At 73.4% G+C, this 14864-nt stretch carries 10 protein-coding genes; 5 read left to right on the forward strand and 5 right to left on the reverse strand.

Translation table 11 applies throughout. From position 1 onward, the window contains the following. Nucleotides 1–20 precede the first annotated feature (20 nt). Nucleotides 21–2144, reverse strand: coding sequence for a glycogen debranching protein GlgX (glgX, locus tag ACZ3TI_RS15225; protein ID WP_465726655.1), 2124 nt, complete (start codon nucleotides 2142–2144; stop codon nucleotides 21–23). Between the two features lie 526 nt (nucleotides 2145–2670). Here glgX and ACZ3TI_RS15230 point away from each other — a divergent pair. The 3 genes from ACZ3TI_RS15230 to ACZ3TI_RS15240 all read left to right on the forward strand — a co-directional run bounded on the left by ACZ3TI_RS15230 (nucleotide 2671) and on the right by ACZ3TI_RS15240 (nucleotide 5852). Beyond that, entirely contained in the window at nucleotides 2671–3861 is a 1191-nt protein-coding gene (locus ACZ3TI_RS15230; RefSeq protein WP_465726835.1) for an SAV2148 family HEPN domain-containing protein, read from the forward strand. A gap of 140 nt (nucleotides 3862–4001) precedes the next feature. Then, the gene (locus ACZ3TI_RS15235; protein ID WP_465726656.1) at nucleotides 4002–4934 is read left to right on the forward strand and encodes a GNAT family N-acetyltransferase; all 933 of its coding nucleotides are present in this window, start codon (nucleotides 4002–4004) and stop codon (nucleotides 4932–4934) included. A 216-nt stretch (nucleotides 4935–5150) separates the two neighbouring features. Beyond that, entirely contained in the window at nucleotides 5151–5852 is a 702-nt protein-coding gene (locus tag ACZ3TI_RS15240; protein ID WP_465726657.1) for an exonuclease domain-containing protein, read from the forward strand. A gap of 104 nt (nucleotides 5853–5956) precedes the next feature. Here ACZ3TI_RS15240 and ACZ3TI_RS15245 read toward each other — a convergent pair whose 3' ends face one another. From ACZ3TI_RS15245 to ACZ3TI_RS15260, 4 genes are all read right to left on the reverse strand, one after another. Next, entirely contained in the window at nucleotides 5957–6922 is a 966-nt protein-coding gene (locus tag ACZ3TI_RS15245; protein ID WP_465726658.1) for a hypothetical protein, read from the reverse strand. A gap of 33 nt (nucleotides 6923–6955) precedes the next feature. Continuing rightward, the gene (locus tag ACZ3TI_RS15250; protein WP_465726659.1) at nucleotides 6956–7957 is read right to left on the reverse strand and encodes a polysaccharide deacetylase family protein; all 1002 of its coding nucleotides are present in this window, start codon (nucleotides 7955–7957) and stop codon (nucleotides 6956–6958) included. A gap of 171 nt (nucleotides 7958–8128) precedes the next feature. Further along, nucleotides 8129–9022, reverse strand: a complete 894-nt coding sequence (locus ACZ3TI_RS15255; protein ID WP_465726660.1) for a phosphotransferase enzyme family protein — start codon at nucleotides 9020–9022, stop codon at nucleotides 8129–8131. Between the two features lie 141 nt (nucleotides 9023–9163). Beyond that, entirely contained in the window at nucleotides 9164–11437 is a 2274-nt protein-coding gene (locus ACZ3TI_RS15260) for an MMPL family transporter (protein ID WP_465726836.1), read from the reverse strand. Between the two features lie 599 nt (nucleotides 11438–12036). Between ACZ3TI_RS15260 and ACZ3TI_RS15265 the strand changes: the two genes are divergently transcribed. After that, on the forward strand, nucleotides 12037–14220 hold the full coding sequence (locus ACZ3TI_RS15265; protein WP_465726661.1) for an MMPL family transporter: 2184 nt from the start codon (nucleotides 12037–12039) through the stop codon (nucleotides 14218–14220). Nucleotides 14221–14533: 313 nt separating this feature from the next. Next, a complete protein-coding gene (locus ACZ3TI_RS15270) occupies nucleotides 14534–14740 on the forward strand; it encodes a cold-shock protein (protein ID WP_030060364.1) in 207 nt (68 codons plus the stop codon). The last annotated feature ends 124 nt before the right edge of the window (nucleotides 14741–14864 follow it).

A 14864-nucleotide genomic window follows, 5' to 3' on the forward strand; every position in this document is an offset into this window, starting at 1 on the left:
GGCCGGTCGTTGCCCGGGCCTCACGCCGGCCGCTGCAGCACCATCAGCGAGCGGTCGATGAGCCAGAGCGTGTCCCCCGCCTTGACCCGCGCCCCCGTCCCCGGCGCGGGCAGCCGGGGCTGCGCGGTGTCGACCACCAGCTGCCACTCCTGCCCGTGACCGGCGGGCACGGTGAACTCCAGCGGTTCGAAGTGCGCGTTGAACATCAGCAGGAAGGAGTCGTCGACGATCCGCCCGCCGCGCCGGTCCGGCTCGGAGATCGCGTAGCCGTTGAGGAAGACGGTCAGCGACTTGGCGTAGCTGGCGCCCCAGTTGCGCTTGGTCATCTCCTCCCCGGCCGGGGTGAACCAGGCGATGTCGGTGAGGTCGTCGAAGCCGCCGGAGGCGGACACCGGGCGCCCGTGGAAGAACCGCCGCCGCCGGAACACCGGGTGGTCGCGGCGCAGCCAGACCATGCCCTGGGTGAACTCCAGCAGCCGCGCCTGCGGTCCGTCGCCCTCGGGCCAGTGCACCCAGGTGAGCTCGTTGTCCTGGCAGTAGGCGTTGTTGTTGCCCAGCTGGGTGCGGCCGAGCTCGTCGCCGTGCGAGAGCATCGGCACGCCCTGGGAGAGCATCAGGGTGGCGATGAAGTTGCGCTGCTGGCGCGCCCGCAGCTCCTCGACGGCCGGGTCGGCGGTCGGGCCCTCGGCGCCGCAGTTCCAGGAGCGGTTGAAGGACTCGCCGTCGCGGTTGTCCTCGCCGTTGGCCTGGTTGTGCTTCTCGTTGTAGGAGACGAGGTCGCGCAGGGTGAAGCCGTCGTGGCAGGTCACGAAGTTGATGGAGGCGATCGGGCGGCGCCCGTCGTCCTGGTAGAGGTCGGAGGAGCCGGTGAGCCGGGAGCCGAACTCGGCGAGGGCGGCGTTCTCGCCGCGCCACAGGTCGCGCACGGTGTCCCGGTACATGCCGTTCCACTCCGTCCACAGCGGCGGGAAGTTGCCGACCTGGTAGCCGCCCTCGCCGAGGTCCCAGGGCTCGGCGATCAGCTTGGCCTGGGAGACCACCGGGTCCTGCTGGACCAGGTCGAAGAAGGAGGAGAGCCGGTCCACCTCGTGGAACTGCCGGGCGAGGGTGGCGGCGAGGTCGAATCTGAAGCCGTCCACGTGCATCTCGGTGACCCAGTAGCGCAGCGAGTCCATGATCAGCTGGAGCACGTGCGGGCTGCGCATCAGCAGGCTGTTGCCGGTGCCGGTGGTGTCCTCGTAGAAGCGCTGGTCCTGGGCGAGGCGGTAGTAGGAGACGTTGTCCAGGCCGCGCAGTGAGAGCGTCGGGCCGAGGTGGTTTCCCTCGGCGGTGTGGTTGTAGACGACGTCGAGGATCACCTCGATCCCGGCCGCGTGCAGCGCCTTGACCATCGACTTGAACTCCTGCACCTGCTGGCCGCGGTCGCCGGTGGAGGAGTAGGAGGAGTGCGGGGCGAAGAAGCCGACGGTGTTGTAGCCCCAGTAGTTGGCCAGCCCCAGGTCCCGCAGCCGGTGGTCGCGGACGAACTGGTGCACCGGCATCAGCTCGATCGCGGTGACGCCGAGCTTGGCCAGGTGCTCGATCACCGCCGGGTGGGCCAGGCCCGCGTAGGTGCCGCGGATCTCCTCGGGGATGCCCGGGTGCAGCCGGGTGAGGCCCTTCACGTGGGCCTCGTAGATGACGGTGCGGTGGTAGTCGGTGCGCGGCGGTCGGTCGGTGCCCCAGTCGAAGTACGGGTTGATCACCACCGAGTGCATGGTGTGCGGGGCGGAGTCGAGGTCGTTGCGGCGCTCTGGCGCGCCGAAGTGGTAGCCGTAGACCGACTCGTCCCAGTCGATGTGCCCGCTCATCGCCTTGGCGTACGGGTCCAGGAGCAGCTTGGCGCTGTTGTGCCGCTGGCCCAGCCCCGGGTTGTACGGTCCGTGCACGCGGAAGCCGTAGCGCTGGCCGGGCTGGACGCCCGGGAGGTAGGCGTGCCGGACGAAGGCGTCCGTCTCGCGCAGCTCGACCGCCGTCTCGGAGCCGTCCTCGGCGAGCAGGCACAGCTCGATGCGGTCGGCGCTCTCGGAGAACACGGCGAAGTTGGTACCGGCCCCGTCGTAGGTGGCGCCGAGGGGGTAGGGCGTACCGGGCCAGACCTGCATGACTCCCCAACTTCCTTGCTGCAGACGGAAACTGCCGTGTAGTCCGACGATAGGTCCGGCAGCCTGCCCGGACCCGGACGCTCTCCTGCCCGGCCGGGCGGCCGGACATGTGCGGCGCTCGCGCGCCGTGACGCAGAGCACAGCCCGCAATACTTCCCGAGCCCTTCCCCGGCGGCGGGGAGAACCGGCCCGGGTTGGTCCGAACGAGTGTCCGGCGGGCATTCGTGTGAAGAGTGGTGCCGGTGGTGCGGGGCCCGGTGGCGCCGCAGGTGCGGGCCCCGGCGGCCCTGCCGGTAGGGGCGGAGCCCTCGGGCATACGGCTGCGGTCGGCTCTCGGCGGGCAGTACCCTTGATCGTCCGGCCGCCCCGGCCGACCCGGCGGACTGCCGACGGGCAGTCAACGGCCCCGGGGCAGAACGAAGACGACCAGACGAGGTGGCGCATGGTGTTCCCCGCCGGCGGCCGCGGCTCCGGGCCCGACGGCCCCGGCCGGGGCGCGGCCCGCAGCGAGGCGCCCACGGTCGTCATGCGCCCCACCCTGACCGGCCGCTCGCTGGTGCCCGCCCAGAGCGGCCCGGTCGAGATACCGGCGCTGGCCTGGTCGGCCGCCGAGTGGGAGGACTCCTACCAGCGGGTGCGGATGTCCGGCCGCGCCTACGTCTGGCTCAACCTGGTCGAGCAGCGGCTGCGCTCCCTCGTCGACGAGGTGCTGCACCCCATCTACGCCCCCGCCCACGGCGAGGACTGGGTCACCGCCGCCGCCGGACCGGCCGGCGAGGAGTGGGCCCACCGGGCCGGGGCGGTGCGCGAGGTCAGCCGCCGCAAGGGCTACCTGCTCGACCCGGCCGACGACGACCCGCTCGTCTTCCTCACCCTGCCCCAGCTGCGCGAACTGATGGTCCAGCACTGGCCCTGCTTCGAGCCGTACCTGGCCGACCGGCGCGAGATCGAGCTCGCGCTGGACGAGCTGGAGGTGGCCCGGCACGTGGTGTCCCGCAACCGGGTGCTCACCCAGACCGTCCTGGCCCAGACCGAGCGGGCCGCCGCCCGGCTGCTGGCCGTCCTGGACGGCGGCGCGGGCGGGGTGCCCGCCGACGTGGTGGAGTCCCTGGTCGCCGGCCGGTACGCGGACGTGGTCGCGGTGCACGCCGACCGGGTCCGGCTGCAGCGCGACCTGCCGGTGGAGGACCTGCTGGACGGCGCCCGGCGCCTCGACGCGCTCGGCATCGGCCTCGGCATGCTCTGCCAGAACTACACCGGCAAGCGCCTGGTGCGGCTCGCCGGGGAGGGCTGCCGGGTACGGCTGCTGTTCCTCAATCCGGCGAGCAGCGCGGTGCGCCGACGCGAACGCGAACTCGGCCTCGGGCGCAGCGAGTTGTCCCGCTCAATCGAGATGAACATCATGCACGTGCGCAGGGTCCGGGCCCGGCTGCGGGACCAGGGCGGCTTCGAGATCCGGGTCTTCGACGAGACCCCGCGCTTCACCGCCTACCTGGTCGAGGGCCCCCGGACCACCGGCCAGGCGGGCGGACGCCGACAGGGCCGCGACCTCGGCGTCATCCAGCCCTACCTGCGCCGCTCCCGGGGAATGGAGTCCCCGGCGCTGGTGCTGCGCGGCGGCGCCGGCCAGCAGCCCGGAGGCACCGAACCGGGACTGCTGGAGGTCTACCGCGAGGAGTTCGAGGGGGTCTGGGCGGACTCCCGGCCGGTGTCCTGAGGGCGGCTCGGCGAGGCCGCGCCGCGAGGTTCGGATCGTGAGGCCGCGGCGTGAGGTCGCGGCGTGAGGTCGCGGCGTGAGGTTCGGATCGTGAGAAACGCCCTGGTCGCAGCGGCGGCAGGGCTGCCAGACTGCGGACCGTGAACAAGCCCCCCGCCTGGACCCTGGTACCCGCCGCGCTCGCCGACCTCGAACGCATCACCGACCTCAAGGACCGGGTCATGCGCGCCGACCTGGAACGCCTCGGCCGCTGGGACCCGGACCGCTCCCGCCGGCGGGTGGCGGACTCCTTCTCCACCAGGTGGACGTCCGTGCTGCTGGCCGACGGCACCTTCGCGGGCTCCGTCACCGTCCGCCCCGACGAGCGGGGCGGGCGCCACCTGGAGCTGTTCTACCTGGCCCCGCACCTCCAGGGCCGCGGCCTCGGCACCGCCGTGCTGCGCCACCTCCTCGCCGAGGCCGACGCCGCCGGGGAGCCGGTGCACCTCGTCGTCCTGCAGGGCAGCGCCGCCCGGCGGCTGTACGAGCGGCACGGCTTCACCGTCGTCCACGAGGACCGGATCGACGTCCACATGTACCGCCCGGCCCCCGCACCCACCCCCGCCACCACCCCGGAACAGGCGCGCACCCGCCTTCAGGACTGGGCCGCCCTGTGGAGCACCGGCGCCGCCGCCGGCCGTGCGGTGATCGACGCGGCCTGCGAGGCGCTGGTCGCCGGGCTCGACGGCCCGGCCCTGCGCGAACTGGCCGCCTGCGAGTACGGCGACGCCTCCACCGACCTGGAGACGCTGCTGCCGCCCGCGCTGGCCGAGCAGGGACTGGTCTTCCACCCGTACGGGAGCGACTCCGCCGACCGGGCCGCGCTGCGGACGCTCGCCGCGCGCTTCCTGGACGGGGAGCTGACGCCCCGGGGGCTGACCCGCGCCGTCCACCAGCGGTTCGGGCACGGGCTGGACGCGGCCGACCCGCTCTCGTGCCTCGATGACGACTACGACCTCCTCGGCGCCACCACCCGCACCCGTGAGGAGCTCGACGCCGAGGTCCTCGCCGAGGCGCGCCGGCTGGTGCGGTAGCGGTTCTCCCGCCGGTCCCGGAGGGAGCCACACGGCTCCGGACGCTCCGGGGCGCGCAGGCCGGACGGCCGGTGACCGGCCCGCCCCTGCGACCGCGACCGGCACACGCCTCCCCGCCCGCCGGGTGGGGGTGCGGCCGGGGGCGTGGGCCGGGTTGTCGGTGGGGCGGGTGATGATAGGGGCTGTTTCGAGAGGCAGGACGGAAGGACACACCTGATGAGCTGGTGGCAGCAGCCACTGGTCGGCTTCGACCTGGAGACCACGGGCACCGACCCGGCCGTGGACCGCATCGTCACGGCCGCGCTCGTGGACACGGTCGGGGCCGCCCGGGTGGGGGCCGCGCACTGGCTGCTCGACCCCGGGGTGCCGATACCCGCCGAGGCGGAGGCGATCCACGGGATCGGGGACGAGGTGGCGCGGAGCAAGGGGCGGCCGGCGAAGGAGGCGGTGGAGGAGATAGCCGCCGCGCTGTGCGAGCGGATCGCCGCCGGGCGGCCGGTGGTGGCGTTCAACGCGCCGTTCGACCTGTCGCTCCTCGACGCCGAGCTGCGCCGGTACGGACTGGCGACGCTCGCGCAGCGCATGGGCGGACCGGTCGGGCCGGTGCTGGACGCGCTGGTGATCGACCGGGCCGTGGACAAGTACCGCAAGGGCTCGCGGACCCTGCAGCGGGTCTGCGAGGTGTACGGGGTGGAGCTGACGGACGCGCACGAGGCGGGCAGCGACGCGCTGGCCGCCGTCCGGGTCGCCGTCGCACTGGCCGGGCGCTACCCGGCCGAGGTGGGGGAGGTGGCGCCCGCCGAACTGCACCGGCGGCAGATCGACTGGTACCACGACTGGGCGCAGGGCCTGCAGGCCTGGCTGCGCCGCGGCAAGGACCCGCAGGCGGTGGTCGACCCGCGCTGGCCCGCCCGCTAGCGGGCGGGGCCCGGGTCTTCCGCGAACGGCGGGGCCTTCGCCCCCGCCGAGGCCGCCCACCCGGGCCCGGGCGGGCGGCCTCGGCGGGCCGCCGGCTGCGGGAGTCACTGGATGTCCAGGCCCACCGGGTGCGTCAGGTCCACCGGGCAGGTGAAGACGTGCAGTTCGCCGAACCGTCCGACGGACAGGTCCGGGTCACCGCCGCTGTCCACGGTGAAGAGGTGGACCATTCGCGCGCCGCAGCCGCAGTCGATCGGGACCAGGTCGGTGGAGTGCCAGGACGGCCAGCCGCCGAGCTTCCAGCCGTCCGCGCAGGACAGGGCCCGGTGGTACTCCAGGCCGAACTGCCGCGCGAACTCCTCGGCGGAGTCGTGGAGTTCGCCGGGCAGCTCGTCCTGGTCGGGCAGGTCCAGGATCTGCTCGGGGCGCAGCGCGCAGGGCGTCGGCAGGTACGTCCCGTCGCTGCGCCGGGGCGCCGGGGGCGCGGCGGGGGCGAGGTCGGCGGCGCGCTGCCAGTGGAGTTCGACGTTCGGGCCGTAGTAGTAGCGCGTGTTCGGAAGGTCGTCGTGGTCGTTGGGGCACCAGAGCACCTGGAGCCGGTCGGTGCCCTGCGGCCAGGGCAGGTGCGGGGCGTCCTCGGCGCGGACGTACGCGAGGGGCACCATGGCCGTGCCGGCGGCGGGCCGCTCGGTGACCTTCCGGTGGGTCTGCCAGTTGACCAGGTCGAGGGATCCGGCGTCGCCCATGATCCGGCGCTGCTCGGCGGCCTCCTCCGCGGTGAGGACGTGCGCGCCACCGCCGGCCCTGGCCCGTTCCCGCACCGCGCGGTCGATGGACTCCCAGATCGCGCGGTCGGCTTCGGGGACGTCCTGGTACTCGTCGTCCAGGTGCCGGGCGGTGCAGTGCGGCCAGGGCCGGTCGGCCGGCCACAGCGCCGGGCCGCCGATCCGGCTCGCCTGCGGGTCGGGCGTCGCGGCGTACGGATGGAGCAGGGTGGCGGGCCGCAGGTACGGGGCCAGTCCCGGTACGGCGGCGACGAGTTCGGCGGGGGTGGGGCTGCTGTCGGTCACCCGCACACCCTAGGGCCATGCTCCGTCAGGCCGTCAGGCCGCCGGGAAGTCGAAGGTGTACCCCTGGGCGACCAGCCAGGGGAGCAGCTGCCTGAGTGCGGCGACGGTCTGGCCGCGGTCGCCGCCGCCGTCGTGCAGCAGGATCACGCCGCCCGGCTTGAGCTGCTTCTGCACGGTGGAGACGATGGCCGGCACGCCGGGGCGGGACCAGTCGCGCGGGTCGACGGACCAGCCGAGCGAGGACATCCCGAGGCCCGCGGTGATGTTCTCGTTGTCGGCGTTGAAGCCGCCGCCGGGGGCGCGGAACCAGCCGACCTCGGTGCCGGGGCCGCCGGCCTGGACGATCATGTCCCGGGCGGCGGTGATCTCGTACACGGCCTTGTCGTGCGGGAGTTTCGCGAAGGGCTGCGGGTGGTGGACGCTGTGGTCGCAGAGCCGGTGCCCGGCGGCCAGGATGCGCTTGACCACGGCCGGGTTGGCGGCGGCGTTCTGGCCAATCTCGCAGAAGGTGGCCTTGGCGTGGTACTGGGCGAGCAGGTCGAGGATCGGGCCGGTCGCGGGGCCGGGGCCGTCGTCGAAGGTGAGCGCGACGGTGCGGCCGCCGGAGGCGGCGGTGCCGATCACCGCGCCCGCCCCGGGGTGCCCGGGCGGGGTGGTGGGCGGTGCGGACGGCGGGGTGGACGCCGCGGGGGAGGACGGCGCGCCGGGGGAGGAGGAGTCCGGCGCCTTGGGCGTGCGCGGCTTCACCGGGACGGCCGGGGAGGACGCGGCGGACCGGACGGACGGGGACGAGCCCCCCGGGGCGGGCGGCATCCCGTCGGAGCCGGGCGCCGGCGCGATGGTGGCCGCCGCCGTCCCGCTCGGCTGCGCGGCGACCGGCGGCCGGGCCGCGGTGCTCGGCGACTGCAGGGCTCCGCTGGCGGTCCCGCACGCGGTCAGCCCCAGGACGGCGGCCACCGCCACGCAGCCCGCGATCAGTCGACGCCGGGAGCGGGACGGGGTCGGGGCGGAGGGGCGGCGGGCGGTCCGGTGCATGGCGGCGGCTCCTGGGGCGCGAGTGCGGTGCCGATCCCTCGGGCCGGGATGACTGTCCGATAGGACGCCCACCGTACGTGCCCCGGTTGCGCGCCGGACCCCTGCCCGCCAAGACTCTTCTCACACCCGCCCCGGCTGGCGTCCGCCCGCCGACGGCGGTAGCGGACCCCGTCAGAACGGGTACCAGCGCACCTCGGTGGCGCCGTCCCGCAGCGAGTCGACCCGCCGCCGGAACTCCGCCTGCGCGGCCGGGTTGCTCGCCGCCTGCTGCGCCACCCAGGAGGCGCTGGCGGTCTCCCGGGCGCCGCGCAGCACCGTGAAGCCGGGCCACTCGCGCACGTCCCAGCCGTACGCCTCGGTGAACGCGCGGTACTCCTCGCCGGGCACGCCGTAGCGGTCGTGGGCGAGGGCGAGGACCACCAGGTCGTGCTCGCGCAGGTCGTTGGCGACGAACTCGAGGTCGAGCAGGACCGGCCCGTCCGGGCCGACGTGGACGTTGCGCGGCAGCGCGTCGCCGTGGATCACGCCGGGGTGCAGCCGCGGGGCGAGGTCGGGCAGGGCGGCCTCGAAGGCGTCCCGGCGGTGGCGCAGGAAGGCGACGTCCGCGGGGTCGACGTGCCCCTCGGCGGAGGCCAGCCAGCGCTCGACCGGGGCCAGCAGGTCGCGCCGGCCGAGCGGCACGGGCGGCACCGGCAGCCGGTGCAGGGTGCGCAGCAGCGGGGCGAGGTCGACCGGGCGGGCGGGGCGGACGGCGGGGGCGAGCCGGTGCCAGAAGGTGACCGGGTGCCCGTCGGCCAGCTGCGGCTCGGGCGCCACCGCGTCGTACGGGTGCACCACCGGGACGCCCTGGCCGGCCAGCCAGTGGGCGACGGTCAGCTCGCGGTGCGCCCGGTCGTACAGTTCGGGGCCGCGGCCGACCTTGGCGACCACGGCCGGGTCGCCGAGGTCGAAGACGGCGTTCTCGCCGAGCGCGAGCAGCCGGGCGTCACCGGGGCCGGGCAGTCCGGCGGACTCGCAGGCGTGGGCGAGCAGCAGCCGGGCGCGGCCCTCGTCGAAGGGGATCATGACTGGGCTCCGTTCCGGCGGTGGTCACCCGGGAGGCCCCGGACGGTGATCATCATGACGCACGGACGCCGGGCCCCGCGCGCTGCGGGGCCCGGCGTCGTCCGCGTCGCCGGCGTCCGACGGGTCAGCCGGTCCGGCGGCTCAGACCTCGACCCGCCGGTGCCGTGCCCCCTCGGCCGCGAGGGCGAGGGCGGGAGCGGGGGCGGGGGCGGCGGGCTGCCCGTGCAGGGTGCTCGCGGCGCCGAGCGGCGGGACGGACTCGCCGTGCGAGAGGTCCGGCAGCCAGTGCAGCCAGCGCGGCAGGTACCAGTTGCGGTCGCCGAGCAGGCTCATCACCGAGGGCAGCAGCACCGCGCGGATCACCGTCGCGTCGATCAGCACCGCCACCGCCAGGCCCACGCCCATCTGCTTCATCGCCTGCATGGACAGGGTGCCGAACACCGCGAACACCGCCACCATGATCACCGCGGCGCTGGTGACCACCCCGGCCGTGGAGCGGATGCCGTGGGCGATCGCGGTCCGGGTCGGCAGCCCGCGGTCGTGGCCCTCCTTGATCCGGGAGACCACGAACACGTGGTAGTCCATCGAGAGCCCGAAGAGGATCACGAAGAGGAACAGCGGCACCCAGGACTCCACCGCGCCGACCCCGGCGGTGCCCAGCAGCGAGGCGCCCACGCCGTGCTGGAAGACCAGCGTCAGCACCCCGTACGCGGCGCCCACCGAGAGCAGGTTGAGCACCACGGCGGTGCCGGCCACGGCGATCGAGCGGAAGGAGGTGAGCATCAGCAGGAAGGCGAAGGCGACCACGAAGCCGAGGACCAGCGGCATCGAACCGGTCATCCTGGCGTTGAAGTCGTACGAGCCGGCGGTGCGCCCGGTGACCGGGGCCTCCGTGCCGGGCACCTTGAGGACGGTCGAGGGCACCAGGTCCTCACGCAGGGTCTTCAGCGCGTCGTTGCTGGTGGCGTTGTTGCCGGTGCCGTTGAGCGGGATGTCGACGGTGGCGACGTTCCGGTCGGCGTGCACGGCGACCTCCACCGGGCCGTGCATCCGCCCACTGGCCAGTGCCTTCGCCTTGAGGTCGGCGATCGCGGCGGTCATCGCGGGGGAGTCGATGTCGGCGGCCTTGATGACGACGGTGGCCGGGGCCGGGCTGCCGGGGAAGGCGGCCTCGATCTTCTGCGAGGCGGCGACCAGCGGGTTGCCCGCGGGCAGCTGCTGGCGGAAGGTCAGGTTGGCGGTGTGCATGGTGAGCAGCGGCGCGGCCAGGGCGAGCAGGAAGGCCCCGGCGAGTACGGTGGCGGCCAGCGGGCGGCGCAGCACCGGGGTCAGCAACGCGTTCCAGAAGCGTCCGCCAGGGCCCGCGGCGTCCGGGCGGCGGAGCTTGGCGAGGAGGGGCACCCGGCCCTTGTCGACCCGGTCGCCGAGCATCGACAGCAGGGCGGGCAGCACGGTGAGCGAGCCGAGCACGGCGGTGACCACGACCACGATGGTGGCGAAGGCCATCGCCCGGAAGTCGGCGATCCCGGTGAGGAACATGCCGGCCATGGCGACCACCACGGTGACGCCGGAGACCAGCACCGCCCGGCCGCTGGTGGCGGCGGCCACCGCCAGCGAGGTCCGCGCGTCGCGCCCGGCGGCCCGCTCCTCGCGCTCGCGGCGCAGGTAGAAGAGGCAGTAGTCGACGCCGACGGCGAGGCCGACCAGCAGCATCACCGAGCCGGCGTCGTTGCTGGTGTGCAGCAGGCCGCTGCTCAGCGCGACCAGCCCGCCGGCCGCGACGAAGGCGGTGAGCGCGAGCACCACCGGCAGCACGGCGGCGACCAGCGCGCCGAAGGCGATCAGCAGGATGCCGAGGGCGAGCGGCACGGCCGTCCACTCGGCGCGGGCGAAGTCGTCCTTGAACTGGTCCTGGATCCACTTGCCGGAGCTGGCGTCGCCGAGCTCGACCACGGTCAGCCCGGGGTTCTTCCGCTGCACGCCGGCCACCGCGTCCATCACGCTCTGGACGCCCGCGAGCGCCTCGTCCCGGTCGCCCTTGAGCGTCACCAGGACGAGCACGGAGTGGCCGTCCCGGGAGACCGCCTTGGTGTCGTACGGCGAGCGGACCTCGGCGGCCCTGCCGGTGCCGTCGACGGCGGCGACCACCTGGCCGACGGCGGCCCGGAAGTCGGGGTCGTCGGCGCTGCGGGTGGCGCTCTGGACCAGGACGGTCTCGCCGGACGGGCTCTTCAGCCCGGCCTCGTCGAGGATCCGCGCGGCCCGGGCGACCTGCCCGGGCATCGACTCGGCCTCGGTCACCTTGGTGCTGCCGTGCATGCCGCCGAGGACGGTGGCCAGCACGACGAAGAGCAGCCAGCCGAAGACGGCGGTCTTCCGGTGCCGGGCGCTCCAGGCGCCCATCGCGGCGGCCATGCCGAGTCCGGCCCGCGCTGCTCCGGGCTGCGCGGGTCTGTTCTTCGCTGGGCTGTTCTGCACGGGCTTCACGGGAGGTCCCCCCTGGGAGAGCGGCGTTCGTCGCCGGACGGGAGCGGGCGGCGGCTCCCTGGTCACGGGTACCGCCGGCCGCTGCGCGCCGGGTGCGGACCGGCGCCCAACCGACAGTAGGGAAGCGGCGATTGAGCGGTAATCCGGCTGGCGGGTGACCGCTCCCTGGTGCTCTCCTCGGGGGCGGGGTGGGGTTTTCCCTACCCCCCGACCCCGAGAACTCCACCTAGGGGGTAGGGGACGCAACTCCACCCTGAGGGGGAGGAGACTCCACCCGGAGCACGAGGTCAACGGGGTTGCGCTCGGGAGAAACTGGGTCGGGGCCGTTTCGGGGGGCCCCGCACGGGGGTTGGAATACGGGGGCTCCTTGCCGGGCGGCAAGCAAGTACTCGTAAGATGATGCCCCAAGCCACTTACCTGCCGACCGGCAAGGGCATGCCTGCGTGCATGCCCGGACCGGTCCTGCCGTCGCCCAGTGCCCCGTCCCCCTCAGGGCTGCGGTGAACCATGCCCAGGAGGCATCGAGCATGTTCCACCGACTAGGACACTTCGTCGTTCGCCGTGCGTGGTGGGTGATCGCCGCGTGGGTCGTCGCGATGATCGCCATCGTCGCGACGGCGCCGAAGGTCACCTCCCAGACGGACGAATCCGCATTCCTGCCCAAGCACTACGAGTCCATCCAGGCGGCGCAGCTCCAGGAGCAGGCGTTCCCGTCCAGCTTCACGCCGTCCGCGCTGGCGCTCTTCGAGCGCAACGACGGTGGCCCGCTGAACAGCGACGACAAGGCCGCGATGGCCAAGATCGTCCAGGGCCTCACGGACAAGAAGATCGAGGCCGTCGAGAAGATCATCCCGGTCGGTGAGCAGACCACGTCCAAGGACGGCAAGTACGCGCTCGCCCCGATAGCCATCGACAAGACCAAGCAGCAGGACCCCAAGGCGTTCGGGGATGTCGCCAAGCAGCTCCGCGAGGAGGGCAAGGCACTCGCCTCGGGCACCAACGTCAAGTTCCAGCTCGGCGGCGCCGCCGCACAGTCGCTGGACCAGCAGGAGGCCTCCGGCTCGGCCGACGCCCTCATCGGGATGGCGACGATCGTCCTGGTCGCGATCATCGTCGGGCTGATCTTCCGGAGCATCCTGGCCGGCATCCTGCCGCTCCTGGTCTCGCTCGTGGTCGCCATGCCGACCGCAAACGGCCTGATCAACTACGCCACCAAGGCCTTCGGCCTCGAGACCACCCCCGTCCTCTCGGCGATCCTGATCGTCGTCGTGCTCGGTGTCGGCACGGACTACTTCCTCTTCCTGGCGTTCCGCTACCGCGAGCGGCTGCGGGCCGGTGACGACCGCAAGGAGGCCGTGGCCAACGCGGTCGGGCGGGTCGGCGAGGCGATCGCCTCGGCCGCCGGCGCCGTCACCGTCGCGTTCGCCGTGCTGATCCTCTCCAGCCTGGGCATGTTCAAGGCCCTCGGCCCCGCCCTGGCCATCGCCGTCGTGGTCACCGCCTTCGCCTCGCTCACCCTGGCCCCCGCGCTGCTCGCGGTCATCCCGGCCCGTGCCGTGTTCTGGCCCGGCAAGAAGTGGATGCGGGAGCCGAACGACGCGCGTTTCGCCGCGCTCGGCCGGATGGTGCAGAAGCGCCCGGCCGTGGTCGCGATCGCCTCCGGCGGCGTGCTGCTGGCGCTGTCCGCCGGCGCCCTGAGCTACAACGGCACCTTCGACCTGGCGGGCAGCTCCATGCCCAAGGAGAAGGAGTCGATGGTCGTCCAGGACAAGATGATCAACGGCTTCTCCGCCGGTGCGGCCGACCCGACCCACGTCTACCTGACCAACACCAGCGGCGCCAAGCTCGACCCGGGGGCGTTCGAGTCCTACGCCGCCAAGCTCGGCGGGGTGCCCGGAGTGGCCCAGGCCGCGCCGAAGCCCCAGCTCAGCGCGGACGGCGTGACGGCCGACTTCACCGTCATGCTCACCCACAAGCCGGACAGCAACGAGGCGATCGACACCCTCACGCAGCTCCGGGAGGTCGCGCACGACCAGGTGCCGGCAGGGACCTCGGCGAAGGTCGGCGGCCTGACCGCCGTCTACAAGGACATCAACCTCGCGATGAGCCACGACTACAAGCTGGTCTTCCCGATCGCGGGTCTGCTGATCCTGCTCATCCTCGCCCTGCAGCTGCGCAGCGTGGTCGCCCCCTGGTACCTGATGGCCTCGGTGGGCCTCGGCTTCACCGCCACCCTCGGCGCCACCACGCTGCTCTTCCAGAACATCGGCGGCGAGACCGGCCTGATGTTCATGCTGCCGATCCTCATCTACCTCTTCGTGGTGGCGATCGGCACCGACTACAACATCCTGATCATCGCCCGCCTCCGCGAGGAGGCCCGGGAGGGCCGCAGCCCGCGTGACGCGGCGCGCGAGGCACTGCGCCACGGCGGCCCGACCGTTGCGGCGGCCGGCTTCATCCTGGCGGCGTCGTTCGCGACCTTCATGCTCGCGGGCAACGTCTTCATGCTGGAGTTCGGCTTCGCGATGGCCTTCGGCATCATCCTGGCGGCCTTCGTGATGGCGATGTTCTTCACCCCGGCGCTCACCGCGCTGATCGGCAACAAGGCCTGGTGGCCCGGCCACGGCGCCGACCCCGGCCACGGCCACGGCGAGGGTCCGGCCCCGCTGGCGGGCGCGCACGGCGTGCCGGAGCCGGCCGGCCGGCGCTGATCCCGATCCGGCCCGGGTCGGTCCCGGGCCGGGCCACAGGCGGCGCCCCGCTTCGGCGGGGCGCCGCCTGCCCGTTTGCCGGGGGCGCCAAACGTGATCTGTTCAGCGGAAAATCCCCGGTCGCTCGGGGTGGCACCGTGCTACAGTCGAGTCAGTTGCAGTTTTGGTTCCCATGAACGTGTATGTGCGCCTGCTGGTTCCAACCAACAGGCGCATTTGTTTTGTCCGGTGTTTCAGTCTCCGGATGGGGATCGCGGCTACTTGGGGATTCACGAGGTGTGGATCCCTGATGCCCCAGTATGAGGAGACGGTTATGGCTACCGGCACCGTGAAGTGGTTCAACAGCGAAAAGGGCTTCGGCTTCATCGAGCAGGATGGTGGCGGCGCTGACGTCTTCGCCCACTACTCGAACATCCAGGCTCAGGGCTTCCGTGAGCTGTTCGAGGGCCAGAAGGTCGAGTTCGACGTGACCCAGGGCCAGAAGGGCCCGCAGGCCGAGAACATCCAGATCATCGGCTGACGTCAGCCTCCACGCTGACTCGCGATCATCGCGAAGCGGGGGCCCGCACCGCACGGTGCGGGCCCCCGCTCATGCCGCCGTACGGCCGGGGCGGCGAAATCCTTTCCGACGGCCGACCAGCCCG

The organism is Kitasatospora sp. NPDC023120 (genome assembly GCF_055560835.1).

Excerpts from the sequence above, each read along its gene's own strand:
- glgX (WP_465726655.1), bottom strand. The coding sequence starts at position 2,144 with ATGCAGGTCTGGCCCGGTACGCCCTACCCCCTCGGCGCCACCTACGAC.
- ACZ3TI_RS15265 (WP_465726661.1), top strand. The coding sequence starts at position 12,037 with ATGTTCCACCGACTAGGACACTTCGTCGTTCGCCGTGCGTGGTGGGTG.
- ACZ3TI_RS15230 (WP_465726835.1), top strand. The coding sequence starts at position 2,671 with ATGCGCCCCACCCTGACCGGCCGCTCGCTGGTGCCCGCCCAGAGCGGC.
- ACZ3TI_RS15260 (WP_465726836.1), bottom strand. The coding sequence starts at position 11,437 with ATGGCCGCCGCGATGGGCGCCTGGAGCGCCCGGCACCGGAAGACCGCC.
- ACZ3TI_RS15250 (WP_465726659.1), bottom strand. The coding sequence starts at position 7,957 with ATGCACCGGACCGCCCGCCGCCCCTCCGCCCCGACCCCGTCCCGCTCC.
- ACZ3TI_RS15270 (WP_030060364.1), top strand. The coding sequence starts at position 14,534 with ATGGCTACCGGCACCGTGAAGTGGTTCAACAGCGAAAAGGGCTTCGGC.
- ACZ3TI_RS15255 (WP_465726660.1), bottom strand. The coding sequence starts at position 9,022 with ATGATCCCCTTCGACGAGGGCCGCGCCCGGCTGCTGCTCGCCCACGCC.
- ACZ3TI_RS15240 (WP_465726657.1), top strand. The coding sequence starts at position 5,151 with ATGAGCTGGTGGCAGCAGCCACTGGTCGGCTTCGACCTGGAGACCACG.